Annotated in this window: 15 protein-coding genes and 1 pseudogene; 2 read left to right on the top strand and 14 right to left on the bottom strand. The window is 68.5% G+C overall.

The annotated features are described in order from the left end of the window. Positions 1-22: 22 nt before the first annotated feature. From V5B60_RS01950 to V5B60_RS01885, 14 genes and pseudogenes are all read right to left on the bottom strand, one after another. Positions 23-1,288: an MFS transporter gene (locus V5B60_RS01950; protein ID WP_332345347.1), complete on the bottom strand. Its 1,266-nt coding sequence runs from the start codon at positions 1,286-1,288 to the stop codon at positions 23-25. Between the two features lie 181 nt (positions 1,289-1,469). Next, positions 1,470-2,408: a nucleoside recognition family protein gene (locus tag V5B60_RS01945; protein ID WP_332345346.1), complete on the bottom strand. Its 939-nt coding sequence runs from the start codon at positions 2,406-2,408 to the stop codon at positions 1,470-1,472. A gap of 125 nt (positions 2,409-2,533) precedes the next feature. After that, complete coding sequence (locus tag V5B60_RS01940; RefSeq protein WP_332345345.1) at positions 2,534-6,037, bottom strand: ATP-binding protein; 3,504 nt, start codon at positions 6,035-6,037, stop codon at positions 2,534-2,536. Further along, positions 6,034-7,299, bottom strand: a complete 1,266-nt coding sequence (locus V5B60_RS01935) for a metallophosphoesterase family protein (protein WP_332345344.1) — start codon at positions 7,297-7,299, stop codon at positions 6,034-6,036. Before V5B60_RS01935 ends, V5B60_RS01940 begins: the two co-directional genes overlap by 4 nt. Before the next feature lie 42 nt (positions 7,300-7,341). After that, positions 7,342-8,607, bottom strand: coding sequence for a UDP-N-acetylglucosamine 1-carboxyvinyltransferase (murA, locus tag V5B60_RS01930; protein WP_332345343.1), 1,266 nt, complete (start codon positions 8,605-8,607; stop codon positions 7,342-7,344). After that, positions 8,600-8,848: a BolA family protein gene (locus V5B60_RS01925; RefSeq protein WP_434735299.1), complete on the bottom strand. Its 249-nt coding sequence runs from the start codon at positions 8,846-8,848 to the stop codon at positions 8,600-8,602. The genes murA and V5B60_RS01925 overlap by 8 nt, the downstream gene beginning before the upstream one ends. Positions 8,849-8,851: 3 nt before the next feature. Beyond that, positions 8,852-9,604 carry an ABC transporter permease gene (locus tag V5B60_RS01920; RefSeq protein ID WP_332345342.1) on the bottom strand — a complete coding sequence of 251 codons (753 nt, stop codon included), beginning with the start codon at positions 9,602-9,604 and terminating at the stop codon, positions 8,852-8,854. Beyond that, a pseudogene (locus V5B60_RS01915) lies at positions 9,601-10,523 on the bottom strand (ABC transporter ATP-binding protein). Before V5B60_RS01915 ends, V5B60_RS01920 begins: the two are co-directional and overlap by 4 nt. A 25-nt stretch (positions 10,524-10,548) precedes the next feature. Continuing rightward, positions 10,549-10,842, bottom strand: coding sequence for an STAS domain-containing protein (locus tag V5B60_RS01910; RefSeq protein WP_295355996.1), 294 nt, complete (start codon positions 10,840-10,842; stop codon positions 10,549-10,551). Beyond that, the gene (locus tag V5B60_RS01905; protein ID WP_332345341.1) at positions 10,839-11,456 is read right to left on the bottom strand and encodes an MlaC/ttg2D family ABC transporter substrate-binding protein; all 618 of its coding nucleotides are present in this window, start codon (positions 11,454-11,456) and stop codon (positions 10,839-10,841) included. The genes V5B60_RS01910 and V5B60_RS01905 overlap by 4 nt, the downstream gene beginning before the upstream one ends. A 64-nt stretch (positions 11,457-11,520) precedes the next feature. Continuing rightward, positions 11,521-12,246 (bottom strand): MlaA family lipoprotein, encoded by a 726-nt coding sequence (locus tag V5B60_RS01900; RefSeq protein ID WP_332345340.1) that lies wholly within the window; start codon positions 12,244-12,246, stop codon positions 11,521-11,523. A 16-nt stretch (positions 12,247-12,262) separates the two neighbouring features. Beyond that, on the bottom strand, positions 12,263-12,733 hold the full coding sequence (gene mlaD, locus V5B60_RS01895) for an outer membrane lipid asymmetry maintenance protein MlaD (protein WP_295355999.1): 471 nt from the start codon (positions 12,731-12,733) through the stop codon (positions 12,263-12,265). Then, complete coding sequence (gene mlaE, locus V5B60_RS01890; RefSeq protein WP_332345339.1) at positions 12,733-13,545, bottom strand: lipid asymmetry maintenance ABC transporter permease subunit MlaE; 813 nt, start codon at positions 13,543-13,545, stop codon at positions 12,733-12,735. The genes mlaD and mlaE overlap by 1 nt, the downstream gene beginning before the upstream one ends. Then, positions 13,535-14,350: an ABC transporter ATP-binding protein gene (locus tag V5B60_RS01885; protein ID WP_332345338.1), complete on the bottom strand. Its 816-nt coding sequence runs from the start codon at positions 14,348-14,350 to the stop codon at positions 13,535-13,537. The genes mlaE and V5B60_RS01885 overlap by 11 nt, the downstream gene beginning before the upstream one ends. Before the next feature lie 133 nt (positions 14,351-14,483). On the opposite strand from V5B60_RS01885, the gene V5B60_RS01880 reads away from it, so the two are divergent. Beyond that, on the top strand, positions 14,484-15,941 hold the full coding sequence (locus V5B60_RS01880) for a sigma-54 dependent transcriptional regulator (protein WP_332345337.1): 1,458 nt from the start codon (positions 14,484-14,486) through the stop codon (positions 15,939-15,941). Then, positions 15,938-17,749 (top strand): AAA family ATPase, encoded by a 1,812-nt coding sequence (locus V5B60_RS01875; protein WP_332345336.1) that lies wholly within the window; start codon positions 15,938-15,940, stop codon positions 17,747-17,749. The genes V5B60_RS01880 and V5B60_RS01875 overlap by 4 nt, the downstream gene beginning before the upstream one ends. Positions 17,750-17,783: the final 34 nt, after the last annotated feature.

Below are 17,783 nucleotides of genomic sequence, written 5' to 3'. Positions count from 1 at the left end.
CGGCGCCAGCGGCTCTCCCGGCTCACGCTGCCGGCCTGCTTTCCGCTGCCGCGATGCCGGCGCGCAGAAGGCCCAGCGCGGCCAGCCCGAGCGTGCCGGCGATGAGGAACAGCGGCAGGTAGCCGACGGCTTTGGCGAGCACGCCGCTGCTGCCGCCGACCAGCCCCGCGAACAGCACCTGCGCGCTTGCCTGCAGGGTGAAGTCGGCGCCCTCATGCTGCGGGCGGCAGCGCCGCATCATCACGGCGAACAGCGCGACGGTGGACATGCCGTCGGCGACCTGTTCGGCGAGCGCCACCGCATGGACCAGCCCGACGTTGCCGCCGTGGCCGACCAGCAGCGCCATGGCGGCGATGCCGGCCGCCTGCAGCAGGCCGAACAGGAAGAGCGAGCGGTGGGCGCCGAGCCGCGCGTAGAGCGCGCCGCCGAGTACGGCACCGGCGATGCCGGCGGCGCTGCTGACCAGCGTCAACTGCCCGAGCATGGCATTGGTCCAGCCCTGGTCGACCAGCATCGGCTTGATCATCGGCGAGCCCAGCGCATCGCCGAGCTTGAAGCCGAGCACGACGGCCAGCCAGGCGAACATCCCGGGCTGGGCGAGCAGCCCGCGGTAGTGCGCGAGCAGCAAGCGCGGCCCGAGCGCCGTCTCGGCGGCACCGGGGGCATGCGGAATCCGCTGCCGTTCGGCGAAGCGCCAGACCGGCAGCGTGCACAGGACGAGCAGCAGCGTGATCCCGCCGAGAGCCACGTTCCAGCCGAGCGCATCCATGACCAGCAGCAGCCCGCTGCCACTGACGATCATGCCGACCTTGTAACCGCCCACCTGCAGGCTGTTGCCAAGCCCGCGCCAGCGCTCGGGCAGCAGGCGGACGGTCAGGCCGTCGGTGGCGATGTCCTGCGTCGCGGCGGCGAGGTTGATGGCCAGGATCAGGCCGAGCAGCAGTGGCAGCCCGTTGCCGAAGAGAAGCGCCGGGCTTGCCGCCGCCAGGCTGGCGACGCCGAGGATCATCGTCGCCTGCAGCGGCAGGATCCAGCCGCGATGGTGGCCGAGGCGAGCCGAGGCGATGCGGTCCACCCACGGCGCCCACAGCAGCTTCAGCATCCACGGCAGGGCGAGCAGCTTGAGCAGACCGATCACGGCCAGATCGACACCGTGCTGGCGCAGCAGCACCGGCAGTGCATGCGCGAACAGCCCCGACGGCAGGCCCTGCGCGCAGTACAGGCTGGCAAGCAGGAGCAGCGTCGGCGTGTCGGGGAGGGACGACCGGGTGTCGGCTGCGGCTGTCACCGAGGTCGCTCGCGGATGGTCAGGGATGGCGCCATTCGGCGCTCCGGCGCGCCTGGTCGGGGAGTCCGGGCAGGCGCGCCGGAGCGCCGGGCAGGTGGCTTGGCGAGGCATCGACGAAGGCGCCTGCCGCATACCGATGGCTGCATGGGTGCCGGCGACGTCGCTCTTGCCACTTGCCGCCTCAAGCCCAGAACCCATGGCCGATGCTGCGCAGCAGGATGCCGATGCAGCCGCCCAGCGCGGCCGGCTTCCAGACCGCGCCGACGCGCCGGCCGGCAGAGATCAGGAAGGCGACACCGGGCAGGTCGAATGGGTTGATCAAAAAGCCGGCGCTCGCATTGAGCTGTTCGACGCTGATCTGGCCGGCGCGGCGCATCTCGTCCATCACCCCCATCATCGCCGTGCCGCCGGCGAGGTACTTGGTGAGCGAGGGCAGGATCAGCGTCGGATCGATGGCGACCAGGGCGAGCAGCGGCGTCAGCCACTGCGTCAGCAGGTCGATGATGCCGAGCCGTTTGAGGGCGCCGACCACCACCAGCGACAGCACCAGCATCGGAATGGCGCCGACCGAGATGCGGAAGGCCTCGGCGCCGGCGAGGTTGATCGTGTCGAGCACGCCCTTGGCGCCGGCAGCCGAAGGATGTTGCAGGCTCTCGTCGACGTTCTCCTCGACCGCGGAGAGGTGGCGGCCGAAGACATGGTAGGTGAGCGTGGCGGCGGCCAGGCCGCCGATGAGTGAAAAGGCCAGTGTGCTTCCCAGGTGCAGGCCCATGGTCATCATCGGCAAGGCGGCATTGGCCTGCGCCATGGCGAAGATCATCGCCAGCGTCGCGGCGAGGTGGCGGTCGGAGGTGCCGCGCTGCTCCATCATGCTGAGGGTGGCGATCGGCGCGGCGAAGCTGACGAAACTGATCTGCAGGGCGGCGAAGACACCCATGCCGTTGAGGCCGAAGGGCTTCAGCAGCGGCGTCAGCCGGGCAACGAGTGCGTCGAGGAGGCCGCGCGCTTCGAGCAGGCGCATCAGGCAGAGCATCACCACCATTACCGGCAGGAGGACGAAGAAGGCCAACTCGACGGCGGAACGGCCGGCCTTGAGGATGACGTCGATGATCATTTCCATGCTGCGGCTCCAGTCATTTCTTCAGCGATGCCGGCGGACAGGCTCAACCCGGCTTCCGCATCTCCTGCCCGATCGCGCCACGGCGAAGCCGGCGCCGGGGTGAGTCACCGGTGTCATCGCCCGGGTCACCCCGACAGCTGGTGCGCGCGGTAGGCATCGTTGCCGACCGCCTTGCTGGCGACGTCGAGGAGGTGCTCGTGATGCGTCAGGAAGAGAACCTGCGTTCGCTGCGACAGCTCGGCCAGGACCCTGAAGGTGGCGGCCGCCGCCGCGTCGTCGAAGTGGACGGTGATGTCGTCGACGATGACCGGCAACGGCTCGCCGTTGTCGAGGTGGCCTTCGATCGCTGCCAGCCGCAGGGCGAGGAAGAGCTGGTCGCGGCGGCCGGTGCTCAACTGCTCCATGTGCAGGCGTTCGCCGTCGGCGCGCACGGCCTTGAGGATCTGCCGCTCGTCGTCGTAGTCGACGACGACGCCGCGGTAGCGGTTGCCGGTGAGCGCGGCAAAGTGGCGCGACGCCTTGTCGACCAGTGGCGCCTGGTTGCGCTTCTGGTAGGCGTCGATGACCTGTGCCAGAACCGCCGCGGCGATCCGTGCGGCGGCGTAGTCGGCAGCGAGTTCGGCGAGGCGCGCGGCGTGCTGCGCCATCCGCTGTTGCGCGTCGGCGGCGACCGCCGAGCCGTCCATCGTCGCGAAATGCTGCCGGGCAGCGAGGTAGCGCTCGTGACTGCGCTGCACGTCGGCGACGTTCCGCTCGCTCTCCTGCGCATTCCGCGCCAGGCCTTCGGCGATGGCGTCGGGTTCCTGGCCGGCCGCCTGCCTGAGGACCTCCGGCAGGGGAAGTCCGGCCGCCCGGACGAGCCGCGCTTCGATGCCGAGAACCTCGGCGGTCAGTGCGCCGCGTTGCGCGCTCAGTCCCTCGACCAGTTCGAGGTCCTCGATCGTGTCGCAAGCGGCCTGCCGCTGAAGCCGTTCGATGACCGTCGCCGCTCCGCCGGCGGTCAGCCGCGCTTCGTCGATGGCCTGCTGGTCGTCGGCGATCTGCTGGCTCAGGGTGTTCCGTTTCTCCTGCAGCGAACGCGTCAGGTTGAGTTCGCGATAGAGCTCGGCGGCGAGGAGGTCGGGGCTGCGGTCATCGACCGGCAGTGCTTCGCCGCGGACCCGCTGCCAGGTCGTCGCGAGACGGGTCTGGAAGTCGTCGATCTGGATGCGGGCGTCGTCGTGCTCCTTGCGCGATCGGTCGAGGCTGTCGCGCGCGTCGACCAGCTCCGCAAACTGCTGCAGGCGGGCGGTTGCCTCCGCTTCGCTGGCGTCGGCGGCGAGCCGGATCGAGGCCATCGCCGCCGCCCAGCGGCTTGTCCAGCCGGCGACCGCGGCACCGCTGTCGGTGGCGGCGTCCGTGGCATGCTGCAGCACTGCGACCGCGTTCGCCAGGCTGCTGCTCTTCAGCTGCCGTTGCGTGCGCTGCTCGGCGTGCCGGCGGTTGATCGCCCGCGCTCGCGCCAGGCTTTCCGACAGGCGTTCGCCTGCCGTCTGCGCGGCTGTTTCCGGTCGACCACAGAGTTCGCCGAGCCGGCTGCGGACGTCCTGCGCCAGCAGGCGCAGCCGCTCTGCTTCTTGCCGCTGCACCTGGCTGGCGTCGAACTTCTGCTGCCACGCTTCGCGCTTCGCCAGCCAGGCTGCCGCTTCGCCGATCTTCAGCGGCGGCAGGCCGTTCGCCGCGAGCAGCGCCGCCCAGTGCCGCGCGAGTTCGTGCGTGTCGCCGGCGAGCGTGGCGGCGCGCTGGCGGTCGAGATCGAGGGCACTCTCCATCTGTGACTCGCGGACGCGGTACCCGGCATAGCGGGTGGCGCGTTCGGCGTCGGCGAAGAGGTCGTCAGCGGCCTCGTCGGCACGGCTGACGGCAAGCTCGTAAGCTTCGGCCGGTGGCGGCGGATCGCGCGCAACGCTGGCGTCGGCGGGAAGGAAATGCCGGCGGAGCGCGAGCCAGAGGCCGTCGCGCGCGCTCCGCAGGGCGGCGATGGCCTCCCGGGTCGGGACGTTGCCACGGATCTCGAGACCCTTGATGTCACCGCGCAGGGCGGCGAGATCGTCCTCGAGCTTCTCGATCGCCTCGCGGATCGAGCGCTCGCGGCGGCGCAACTCCTCGTCCTGCAGCCGGAATGCCTGCAGCTCCGCGTCGAGCGGCGCCGTCGTCCGCGCCACGGCCGCCGCCGGCAGCCGCAGGCCGCGGGCTTCGGCTGCGAGCCGGGTGGCTGCTGCCGCCACCTCGTCCTCGAGCTGTTGCGCCCGCGCTTCCGGATCACCCTGGTCGGCAATCGAATCGAGGTAGTTTCCGAGATCGTCGCTCGCCAGCGTCTGCTGCAGCTCGCACAGCGCTGCCTCGAGCTGGGCGACCTCGAGCGTCTTCGCTTGCCGGTGTGCGAGAGCGGCCTGGTGGCTGGCCTTGAGCGTCGCGCCCTCGGTGATCAGTGCGCGGATCCGGGCGGTCCGCGTCGCATCGGGGATCCACTGCAGCGCATCGGCGGGTTGCGCGTCGCCGGTGATCTGCCGCCCGATGCGATCGAGGTGGCCGCGCGCCGCGGCGATGGCCGCTGCCGCGCGGGCCGACTGCAGGCTTGCTTCACGGCAGGCGGCCGTGGCGTGGTGAATCGCCTCGATGGCTTCCGCGTCGGCGAGGACGGCGTCGGTGATGCGGATCGCCGCCAGCGCGTTCTGGTGCTGCTGCAGGCGCGACGCCGCCGCCCGTTCGGCGGCGAGTGCTTCCGCCCGCTGCGTCACGGCCGCCACCCGCTCGCTCGCCGCTGACGGCGGCAGCAGCGGCACGGCGGCGAGTTCGCCGAGTTGCTGCCGCGCCAGCCCGAGCGCGGCGACGTCCGGCAGGATCGCCGCCAGACGCTCCAGCCGCCGTGCTTCCGTGTGCAGTCGCAGCTGCTCGGCGCGGGCGGCTTCGTACTCCTTGCTTGCCGCTTCCATCGCCGACCGCGCTGCGGTCCAGTCGAGCGGCCGCACAGCTGCTTCCCGTGCCTGCCGCCGGCTTTCCTCGTGCTCGGCCAGCGCCCGGTAGATGGCCGACTTCGAAGCACGTGGCTTGAACAGGCTTTCCGCCTCGCTCTCGAGCCGGGTGCGCAGGGCGCGAATCGAGCCAAGACCAGCGCCGGCTTCGAAAAGGCTTTCGCCGGCATCGCCGCGGCCCTGCGCGAGCGCCTCGCCACCACGCACCAGCGCCGCGTGGTCGAGGCTGAACATGGCCAGGAAGAGTCCCTGGCCGAGGCCGCCGAGCCAGTCGCCGAGTCGCTCGTCGGGCACCGTCGCCGGCAGTTCGCTGGCCGTCCCGGGATCGTAGGCGAGCAGGGTATTGACGCGACCCTTGCGGCGCATCACGGCCAGCCGCTCGCCGGCGCGCGACGACAGGACGAGCCCGACGCGCAGTTTCGGGTTGCCGTGCAGGTAGCCGTCGCGGGTGGTTTCGGGGATGCCGAAGAGGGCGCCGTTGATCGCGCGCCAGAGGGTGGTCTTGCCGGCCTCGTTCGGGCCGCAGATGAGGTGCAGGTTGGCGCTGCCGGCGAGGCTCAGGCGCTGATTGCTGAAGTGTCCGTAGGCCTTGAGATCGATCTGCTCGATCTTCATCGCGTGTCCTCGGCGCCGATCACCGCCAGCAGGCGCTCCCTGGCGCTCGCCAGCGCGTCGGCGAGGGCTGCGTCCGCATCCAGCGCCCACGAACCGTCGGCGCCGCGCAGATCGGGCGGCAGCTTCTGGCCGAGATCGGCGAGCACGGCTTCGGCGAGCGAGTGCAGCGCCGTCGGGTCGGCGGCCAGCGAATCGAGCGAGCGCAGGAGCAGGCCGATCGGGTCGTCGCGGCCGGCCAGGCGTTCGAGGTCGAGCGGCGCCGTCACCCGGATGCGGACCTTTTCGAGCCAGGCGCGGCCGGCCGAGGCTTCGCCAACCGAGGCCGCGAGCTGCGCCCGCAGCGCTTCGCGATCGGCGACGAGCAGCCGATGCAGTGGCCCGCGCCCCGTCAGCGTCAGGCGAATCGCCAGCAGCCGCTCCTCCGCCGCCGCCTGCAGCGAACGCACCTCGTTCTGCACGGCGGCGTGCAGCTCCTCCGCCGACGCCAGTCCGGCGATGTCGATGACGAGCTGCTGCCAGCGTGCGACGTCGGTGGCAACGAACTCGACCGAACGGATGCCGAGGGCGGCCTCGGCTTCGACGAGCATGCAGCCCCGGGCGCCGGTCTCACGCGCGTGCCGCCCCTGTGTATTGCCGGGGAAGACGATCCATGGCGATTCGCGGACGATCTCCCGGGTGTGGACATGACCCAGCGCCCAGTAATCGTAGCCCTTGTCGGCGAGGCGCTGTGCCGTCGTCGGCGCGTAGGGCTGATGTCCCTCGCGCCCCGACAGCGCGGTGTGCAGGACGCCGATGTTGAGCAGCCCGTCGCGTGGCGCGGGATAGGCGGCGGCGAGGTCGATCGTCACCGCCTCGCTGGCAAAGCTCTGGCCGTGGATCGCCAGGTCGAGGTCTGCGAGCACCTGCGTCGCCGGACGATTCGCGGGAAAGCAGAAGACGTTCTGCGGCAGCGGTAGCGAACGCGTCAGCTTGCTGACCGCATCATGGTTGCCGTAGCTCAGGAAGACGCGGATGTCGGCAGCGGCCAGGCGGCGCAACTGCGCGGCGAAGTAGAGGCCGGTATTGAAGTCCGGCCAGTCGCCGTCGAAGATGTCGCCGGCGATCAGGACGCAGTCGGCGGCGCGCTCGATGGCGAGGTCGACGACATTGGCGAAGGCGCGACGGGTGGCGTCGCGCATCTCGTCGACGGGTGCGCCTTCGTAGCGTTCCAGCCCGCGCAGCGGACTGTCGAGATGGATGTCAGCGCAGTGGATGAAGCGCATGCGGGCAGCAGTCGCCGTGCCGGGTCGCCGCGGCCGCGTCGCTCAGCGGATTCGCCGGACGACGGCGCCCAATTGTTCGAGCTTCTCCTCGATTCGCTCGTAGCCGCGGTCGAGATGGTAGATGCGGTCGATCAGCGTTTCTCCCTGCGCCACCAGTCCGGCAATCACCAGGCTGGCCGACGCGCGCAGGTCGGTCGCCATGACCGTCGCTCCCTGCAGATGCTCGACGCCGGTGACCAGCGCGTTGCTGGCGTCGATCCGGATGTCGGCACCGAGCCGGATCAGCTCGACGGCATGCATGAAGCGATTCTCGAAGATCGTCTCGCGGATCACCGCCGTGCCCTCGGCGACGCAGTTCAGCGCCATGAACTGCGCCTGCATGTCGGTCGGGAATGCCGGGTACGGCGAGGTGCGCACGCTGACTGCCTTGAGACGCTGCGGTGCCGCGAGGCGGATCGCCTCGCGCTCGGCGACGATCTCGCAGCCGGCGTCGAGCAGTTTATCGACGACGACATCGAGGTAGGCGGCCGAAGTGTGGGTCAGCCGGATGCTGCCGCCGGTTGCCGCTGCCGCACAGAGGTAGGTGCCGGTCTCGATGCGGTCGGCCATTACCGTGTGCGCTGCACCGTGCAGGCAGTCGACGCCGCGGATGCGGATGCGGTCGCTGCCGGCGCCCGAGATGCGCGCCCCCATTGAGCTGAGGCAGTCGGCAAGATCGACGATTTCCGGTTCGCGGGCGGCATTCTCGATCGTCGTCTCGCCGTCGGCGAGAACCGCCGCCATCATCAGGTTCTCGGTGCCGGTGACGGTGACCATGTCGGTGACGATGCGGGTGCCTTGCAGGCGCCGCCTGCCGCCGGCAATGCGGGCATGGATATAGCCGTGCTCGACCTGGATCTCTGCGCCCATTGCCTGCAGACCGCGGATATGCTGCTCGACCGGTCTGGCGCCGATGGCACAGCCGCCCGGCAGCGACACCCGGGCCTCGCCGTGGCGCGCCAGCAGTGGACCGAGGACGAGGATCGACGCGCGCATGGTCTTGACCATGTCGTACGGGGCGAGCGGATTGTCGAGGTTGCGACTGTCGAGGACGACTTCGGAAGTCCCCTCGCGGCTGACCTGGACGCCCATCTGCTCGATCAGCCGCAGCATCGTCGCCACGTCCCGCAGTTGCGGCACGTTGCGCAGATGCAGCGGTTCGGCGCTGAGCAGGCTGGCGCAGAGGATCGGCAGCGCCGCGTTCTTGGCGCCGGAAATCGCGACTTCGCCGGCGAGCCGCCGGCCTCCCTCGATCAGCAGCTTATCCACGGCTGGCGTCTCTCCACTCTGCGGGGGTCTGCGTCTTCATCGACAGCGCATGCAACTCGCCGGAGTCGAAATGCTGCTGCAGGATCCGGTTGACCAGTTGCTGGCGCTGCACGCGGTTCCTGCCGGCGAAGCTGGCGCTGACGATCAACGCCTCGAAGTGGTGGCCATCGCCGCTGACCTGCAGGTGTTCGCAGGGCAGGCCAGCGGCGATCAACTGCTGGACTCGTTCAGGGTGCATCATGATTCAGGATCTCAGTTTGTAGCCGCTGCGCAGCAGCAGCAGCGTTGCTGCCGATACCAGGGCGAAGCTGCTGCCGACGACCGCCAGGCTGGTCTCCGGCGGCACGTCCGAGATGCCGAAGAAGCCGTAACGAAAGCCGTCGATCATATAGAACACAGGGTTGAAATGCGATACCTGCTGCCAGAAGCCGGGGAGCGAATGGATCGAGTAGAAGACGCCGGAGAGCATGGTCAGCGGCATGATCAGGAAGTTCTGGAAGCCGGCGAGCTGGTCGAACTTGTCGGCCCAGATGCCGGCAATCATCCCCAGTGCGCCCATGATCCCGCCGCCAAGGAGGATGAAGACGAGAATCCACAGCGGTGCCTCGACCGCCGGCACGGCAAACCAGATCGTCACCAGCAGGACGCCGGTGCCGACCATCAGGCCGCGCAGCATGGCGGCGACGACGTAGGCGAGGAAGAACTCGCCGTAGGAGATCGGCGGCAGCAGGACGAAGACGACGCTGCCCGTCACCTTCGACTGGATCAGGCTCGACGAACTGTTGGCGAAGGCATTCTGCAGCGCTGACATCATCACCAGACCGGGGATCAGGAAAGCGGTATAGGGGACGCCATGCACCTGCACATGCGCTTCGAGAACGTGCGCGAAGATCAGCAGGTAGAGCAGCGCCGTCAACACCGGTGCGGCAATGGTCTGGAAGCTGACTTTCCAGAAACGAAGGACTTCCTTGTAGAGCAGCGTGCGAAAGCCGGTCATCGGTCGTTGCTCCGGCTGTCGGCCGCGTTGCGCATGACGCCGAGGAAAACATCCTCGAGATCGCTCTGGGTCAGCCGCAGGTCGTCGATGACACAACCTGCCTGCCGCAGTTCGGCCAGCAGCTGCTCGACCTCGCGGGCTCCGGCAAGCGGGAAGGCCCAGTTCCCGTCGACCCTCGTTGCCTGCGCCGCCAGGTGTCGCGGCAGCGCTGCCGGCGGCGCCAGGCGCAGGCTCAGCGTCTGCCCGGCGAAGCGAGCCAGCAGGTTGGCGGTCGAGTCGAGCGCCACCACGCGCCCCTGCTTGAGCATGGCGATGCGGCCACAGAGCGATTCGGCCTCCTCGAGGTAGTGCGTCGTCAGGATCACCGTGTGGCCGTCGCGATTGAGACGACGGACGAACTGCCAGAGGCCCTGCCGCAGTTCGACATCGACGCCAGCGGTCGGCTCGTCGAGGACGATCACCGGCGGCTTGTGCACCAGCGCCTGGGCAACCAGCACCCGCCGCTTCATGCCGCCGGACAGCCGCCGCATGTTGGTGTCGGCCTTGGCGACGAGATCGAGGTTGGCGAGGATCTCGTCGATCCAGTCATCGTTGTTGCGGATGCCGAAGTAGCCCGACTGGATGCGCAGCGTCTCGCGGACCGAGAAGAAGGGGTCGAAGACCAGTTCCTGTGGCACCACGCCGAGCAGGCGGCGGGCGGCGCGGTAGTCGCGGACGACGTCGTGCCCGAGGACGGCCAGCTGCCCGCGTCCGGCCGGCTGAGACCGGCCAGGCAGGAAATCAGCGTCGTCTTGCCGGCGCCGTTCGGCCCCAGCAGGCCGAAGAACTCACCCTCGTCGATCCGCAGCGATACCCCGGCGAGTGCCTGCACGGCGGCGAAGCGCTTCTCGACGCGATCGATGGCAACCGCAACGCCCATTGGTCGTGGCAAGCAGCGGGCCGCCTCAGGCCAGCGGCAGGAGTTCGGCTACGCCGTAGAGCGAGGCCAGGCTGAGCAGGCTTGCCGGCGGATTGATGATGCGCAGCTGCAGACCACGTTCGCCGGCGGTGCGCAACCAGGCGAGGATCAGGCTGACGGCCGACGAGTCGACTTCGCCGACCTCGGCGAGGTCGAGGACGGTGAGCGACGCCGCCGCACGGGCGTGCAGGCAGCTGCGTCCGGCAGCGAGCAGTGAGCGTGCGTTGGCGATCACCATCGGCGCGCTGACTCGCAGCCCGCCGTCCGTGCCGACGATCATGACTTGCCTGCCTGGAGTTCCTTGTTGCGCTTGCCGAGCAGCGCGATCAGGCCGTCGATGCCATTGCTGCGAACCTCCTGGCTGAAGGTGTCGCGGTAGTTCGTCACCAGGCTGACACCGGCCACCCGCACGTCGTACACCTGCCAGCCGTCGCCCTGCTTCGCCAGTTCGTAATCGAGCTGGACCGCCTGGCTGCCGGGCTGCACCACCTCGGTACGGACGACGACACTGCTGTCGTCGGGCTGCAACCGGGTCGGCTTGTAGACGATCCTCTGGTCCTTGTAGGAGGTCAGAGCGTTGGCATAGGTGCGGACGAGCAGCGTCTTGAACTCCTCGGCGAGGCGTGTCTTCTGTTCGGGCGTCGCCTTGTTCCAGTCCCGCCCGACGGCAAGGGCCGTCATGCGCTGGAAGTTGAAGTAGGGCAGGACCTTCGTCTCGACCAGGTCGATGGCCTTGCGCGTGTTGCCGCTGCGGATATCCTTGTCCTGGCGGACGACGGTGAGGACGTCGTCGGTAACCTTGCGGACGAGGGCGTCCGGGGCGTTTTCCTGCGCCAGTGCGGGCGTCAGGTTGCAGAACAGGGCGAACAGCAGGGCCAGTGCGAACTTCATCATCGTTTTCCAGGCAGGTGTGGCTCGCCGGTGGACGCCGGCGGGTTGTGGCAGTCTTGATCCGGGTCTAGCGCGCAGGTTCGTCGACGATCACCTCATGCGGTTGCGCGCCATCGAAGATCTGGCTGCGGCGGTGCTGCAGGTAGGCGTCCCGGATGTATTCATAGCGGTCGATTGCGGCTTCCTCGACCACCTTGTCCGACGGCAGCAGGCTGGCGCGCAGGTTGATGTAACGGGTTGCCGCGAGACTGTTGCGCAGCGCCACGTCGTCGAGGTGCCAGACCGGATCGACATAAACGTCGACCATCCAGCCGAAGGTGTCGCGCGTCGTCCGCGGTCCGATCAGCGGCCAGTAGAAGAAGGGGCCGTCGGCGACGCCCCACTTGCCGAGCGTCTGGCCGAAATCCTCCGAGTGCTTCTCCAGACCCATCTCGCCGGCGATGTCGAAAGCGCCGCCGATTCCCAGCGTGCTGTTGATCAGCACCCGGCCGAGATCGGAAGCGGCGTCCTGGCCCTTGCCCTGCAGCACGTTGTTGACCGCGGTCCAGGCATCCCAGATGTTGCCGAAGAAGTTGCCGATGACCACCTTCAGCGGCAGCGGCGCCGCTGCGTCGTAGCCCTGGGCGACCGGCTTGATGACGACGTCGAGCCCCTCGTTGACGGCAAACATCGCGCGGTTGAAGCCCTCGAACGGATCCTTCGGATTGTTCGCCGTCGTCGCACAGCCGCCAAGAGCGACGAGCGCGGCGGCGCAGGCCAGGCAGGACCAGCGGCTCCTCAGTTGCGTTCTCATCGTTCGGTTCCCCCTTCTATTTTTCGCTCGGTCCTTCGGACGCCTTGTTGAACATGAACTGACTGATCAGCTTCTCCAGCACCACTGCCGATTGCGTCTTGCCGATCACTTCGCCCGCCTTGAGCATCGCCTCGTCACCTCCCGGATCGAGGCCGATGTACTGTTCGCCGAGCAGCCCGGCGGTCAGGATCAGGGCGAAGGTGTCCTTCGGAAAGCGGTAGCGGCCGTCGATGCTGATGGTCACCACAGCTTCGTAGGATTCGGCATCGAAATGGATGTCCACGACCCGGCCGACGACGACACCGGCGCTCTTCACCGGCGCACGCACCTTCAGGCCACCGATGTTAACAAACTTGGCGCGCAGCGGGTACGTTTCGGCAAAGTTCGCCGCCGACAGGTTGCCGACCTTGAGGGCGAGAAAGAGCACCGCCGCCATTCCCAGGACGACGAAAACACCGACCCAGAGGTCGAGCAACTTGCGACTCATCAAGCCTCCCGGAACATGAACGAGGTCAATACGAAGTCGAGCGCCAGGATCGCCAGCGCCGACTTGACGACGGTGCCCTTGATCGAAGCGGAGACACCTTCGGCTGTCGGCAGGGCGTCGTAGCCCTCGAAGACGGCGATCAGCGATACCGCGATGCCGAAGACGAAGCTCTTGACGATGCCGCTCCAGATGTCGTAACGAAAATCGACCGATGCCTGCATCTGCGACCAGAAGGCGCCCTCGTCGACACCGATGAAGACGACGCCGATCAGATAGCCGCCGAGGATGCCGGCGGCGGAGAAGAGCGCCGCCAGCAACGGCATCGAGATGACCCCGCCCCAGAAGCGCGGAGCGACGACGCGGGCGATCGGATTGACCGCCATCATGTCCATCGCCGTGAGCTGCTCGGTCGCCTTCATCAGGCCGATCTCGGCGGTGATCGACGATCCGGCGCGCGAAGCGAAGAGCAGGGCAGCGACCACCGGTCCGAGCTCGCGCACCAGCGACAGGGCGACGAGGACGCCAAGCGCCTCGGCCGAACCGTAGCGCTGCAGCGTCTCGTAGCCCTGCATGCCGAGCACCATGCCGATGAACAGACCGGAGACGAGGATGATCAGCAGCGACTGGAAGCCCGAGAAGTAGATCTCGCGGATGGTCAGGTGCAGACGCCGGAACGACTGCCCCGACTGCAGCAGCACCATCAGGAAGAAGCGGGTCGCGAAACCGAGGCGGAGCAGGCCGTCGACCACCCGGTGGCCGATGTGCCCGAGCGTTGCGACGATGCGGTTTTCTGGCCGGGCATCATCCGCCATGTGCGTGCCTCGCGAGCAGTTCCTGCGCCAATGGCGCGGCCGGATAGTGGAACGGTACCGGTCCGTCGGCCTCTGCGTGGACGAACTGATGGACGAAGGGATGCCGCGAAGCGCGGATCTCGTCCGGGGTGCCGAGCGCGATCACCTTGCCGTCGGACATGAAATAGATGTAGTCGACGATCAGCAGCGACTCCTGGATGTCGTGCGTGACCATGATCGTCGTCGCGCCGAGGGCATCGTTGAGCCGACGGATCAACTGGCCGATGATGCCGAGCGAAATCGGGTCGAGACCGGCGAAGGGCTCGTCGTACATGATCAGCATCGGGTCGAGCGCGATCGCCCGGGCGAGGGCGACCCGCCGCGCCATGCCGCCGGAGAGCTCGGCCGGCATCAGCCCGTGCGCGCCGCGCAGGCCGACGGCGTTGAGTTTCATCAGCACCATGTCGCGGATCAGCTCTTCCGGCAGGTCGGTGTGTTCGCGCATCTGGTAGGCGACGTTGTCGTAGACCGAGATGTCGGTGAACAGCGCGCCGAACTGGAAGAGCATGCCCATCCGCCGCCGCAAGGCATACAGCTCTTCGTCGTCAAGCTGCGGTACCGACTGCCCGTCGACGCGAATCTCGCCGCGGCTTGGCTTCAGCTGGCCGCCGATCAGCCGCAACAGCGTCGTCTTGCCGCAACCGGAACCACCCATGATGGCGACGACCTTGCCGCGCGGGATCTGCAGGCTGATGCCGTCGAGGATCGGGCGATCTTCGTAGGCAAAATCAAGACTGCTGATCTCGACAAGGTCTTCGGCTGACACGCGTGCATCCGGGGAGAAAAACGAGGGCGAATTATACCTGACGCTTCATCGCCTTACCGTGATTTACTTGACGTTAATATAATTGTGGAATAATGACGCAACCGCCACCAGCCCCCGTGACGACACGCTTTCGATGCTCAGCCACCCCGCAACCGCATTGCCCGAGAAGCCCCTGTTGCTGATCGTCGATGACGATCCGCTGATCTGCGACACCCTGAGTTTCTCGCTGAGCAAGCCGTTCGAGGTCGTCACCAGCCATTCCCGGCCGCACGCACTGCAGATTCTGCGGCAATTGCGCCGGGCGCCGGAGCTGGCACTCGTCGACCTCGGCCTGCCGCCGGTGCCGCATCGTCCGGACGAGGGATTCTCGCTGATTGCCGATCTCATCAAGCTGGCGCCGGCCATCCGCATCGTCGTCCTTTCCGGACAGAGCGATGGCGGCAACGCCCGTCACGCGCGCACGCTCGGTGCCGCCGATTTCGTCGCCAAACCGTGCAACCCGGGCGACCTGCAGCAGGTGCTCGAGGGCGCTCTGGCCTTTCGCGCCCTCGACGAACAGCAGCGGGAAGGCGTTTCGCCGCTGATCGGCAACAGCCCGGCGATGCAGAAGCTGCGGCTGCAGCTGCGGCAGTACGCCGACCTGCCGTTCCCCGTCCTGATCGAGGGGGAGTCCGGCAGCGGCAAGGAGATCATCGCCGCACGCTGCCTGCACCATGATACGCGGCGGCGCTACCGGCCATTCCTGGCGCTGAATTGTGCCGCGATCTCGCCCAGCCTGGTCGAGGCGACGCTCTTCGGCCATGCCCGCGGCGCCTTCACCGGCGCCGCAGCGAGTCGCGCCGGCTACTTCGACGACGCGGCCGATGGCACGCTCTTTCTCGACGAGATCGGCGAACTGGCGCTGGATCTGCAGGCGAAGCTGCTGCGCGTCCTCGAGAACGGCGAGTATCAGCGCATCGGCGAGACGCAGCGGCGCGTCAGCCGCGCGCGCATCGTCGCCGCCACCAACCGCGACCTGCGCAAGGAGGTCAAGGCCGGCCGCTTCCGCGCCGATCTCTACCATCGCCTCTCGGTGTGCTCGATCGCCGCGCCGCCACTGCGCGAGATGGGCGAGGACAAGCTGCTCCTGCTCGAGCACTTCCGCCAGCACTACGCCGCGCAGACGCAGCAGCTACCCTTTTCGCTGTCGCCACAGGCGGCAAGCCTGTGGGGTGACTATGCCTTTCCCGGCAACGTGCGCGAGCTGCGCAACGTCGTCATCCGGCTGACCACCCGCTATCCGGGACAGATCGTCGATGCGGCGGCGCTCGAGGCCGAACTGGATCTGCCGGACGATTCGCCGGCGAACGGTGACGCCCTGCCGGCAGCGCTCGACGCCGGAACGAGCGAGGCGATCGTCGCCGCTGCGACGCAACGCCTGCGGCAGCGCGAACCGTTCAGCCTCGATCGCCTGCTCGACGCGACCGAGCGCGGCTACATCGAAGCGGCGCTGAAGCTGGCGCATGGCAACGTCAGCCAGGCGGCACGTCTGCTCGGCGTCCACCGGACGACGCTGTACAACCGGATGGAAGCGGCGGCGCGCGAGACATGATGTATCTCGAGCATTTCGGGCTGCAGCAGGCACCCTTCCGCATCACGCCGCACATCGAGTTCTTCTTTGCCGGCGCCAACCGCGGGGCGACGCTCGAAGCGCTGATCTACGCGATCACCAACGACGAAGGCATCGTCAAGGTCAGCGGCGAGGTCGGCAGCGGCAAGACGATGCTCTGCCGCATGCTGCTCGAAAAGCTGCCGGAGAACGTCGAGACCGTCTATCTCGCCAATCCGATGCTGTCGCGTGACGAGATTCTCTTCGCCATCGCCGCCGAGCTGCGTATCGATCTCCCGGCGGGGCAGGGACAATTGCTGCTGCGCGCGCTGCAGGATCACCTGCTCGAAATCTATGCCGCCGGCCGGCAGATCGTCGTCCTCATCGACGAGGCGCATGCGATGCCAGCCGATGCGCTGGAAGAGATTCGCCTGCTCTCCAACCTCGAATCGAGCCGCCACAAGCTGCTGCAGATCGTCCTCTTCGGCCAGCCGGAACTCGATCAGCGGCTGCGCGAGAGCGCCATGCGGCAGCTCAACGACCGCATCACGCACAGCTTCAGCCTCGCGCCACTGCACCGCAGCGATGTCGCCGCTTACCTGATGTTTCGCCTGCGCGCCGCCGGCTATCGCGGCCCCGACCTGTTCAGCCGGCGTGCCGTCCAGTTGATCAGCCGCAGCTCCGAAGGCTTGACGCGGCGCATCAACATCCTCGCCGACAAGGCGCTGTTGGCCGCATTTGCCGCCGGCCGGCATCAGGTCGACGCCGCGCAGGTGCGCGCGGCGATCCGTGATGCGCAGTTCCAGCCGATCGCCGGCCGGGCGCGCGGCCGCTGGGCGTGGGCCGCCGTCGCCGGTATGGCGATGCTCGGCGTCGCCACGGTCGCCTATCTTGCCGGCAGCCACAGCGCCGGTAGCCAGGTCCGGTCGCCGCCGCAGGCGAAGGCAGACACGGCGGTGACTGGCGAGTCGGCGCCGGCGAGCACGCCGGCGCCGCTGCCGCCGGCGGCCGTGGCCACCGTTGCGGTGGCCACGGCCGCGCCCGCTGTCGCGACGACGGCGACGGTCGCGGCGGTGCCCGCCACTCCGGCGGCTTCCGCCACTCCGGCGGCTTCCGCCACTCCGGCGGCTTCCGCCACTCCGGCGGCTTCCGCCACGCCGGCGGCTTCCGCCACGCCGGCGGCTTCCGCCGCGCCGGCCGCTTCCGCCGCGCCGGCCACGCCAGCCGCTCCAGCCACACCGGCCACACCGGCCACACCGGCCACACCGGCCACACCGGCCACACCGGCCACACCGGCCACACCGGCCACACCGGCCACACCGGCCACACCGGCCACTCCGGCAGTCCCGCCGCCGCCGGCGCTTCCGGTGCGCGCGACGGTCTGGTCCGCGGCGCCGGCTGCGAGCGCTGCCGCTGCCCGGGCGCCGAGTCTCGCACAGCGCCTCGCGGCGAGCGAGGAGTGGCTGCGCCGGACTCCGGACAGTCACCATTTCATCCAGTTGCTCATGGCCGATGCCGGCAGCCAGCGCGAAATCGATGATTTCATTGCGAAAAACTCAAAGGTTCTGGATCCGGGTCAGGTCCGCGTGTATCGCTCGCTGCTGGCCGGCAGGGAGCGGCTGGGGGTGATCTATGGCGACTATGCCTCGCGCGAGGAAGCCAACGCCGCCCTGGCGACGCTCGGCGAACTCTCGCCGGCGAGCCGGCCCTACGTGCGCTCGGTTGCGCGGCTGCGTTCCGGTGGCCCCGTCGCCACTCCGGCCGCTCCTGCGGAAGGTAATAAAAATCATGCACTTGTGCCGAAGTCCTGACGTGGTATGATCAGCTTTCCCTGTCACCGGAGCG

The sequence above is a fragment of the Accumulibacter sp. genome, assembly GCF_036625195.1.
Taxonomy (GTDB): Bacteria; Pseudomonadota; Gammaproteobacteria; order Burkholderiales; family Rhodocyclaceae; genus Accumulibacter.
Note: the sequence above shows the minus strand (reverse complement) of the source record. Positions and strands in the feature narration are given on the sequence as shown.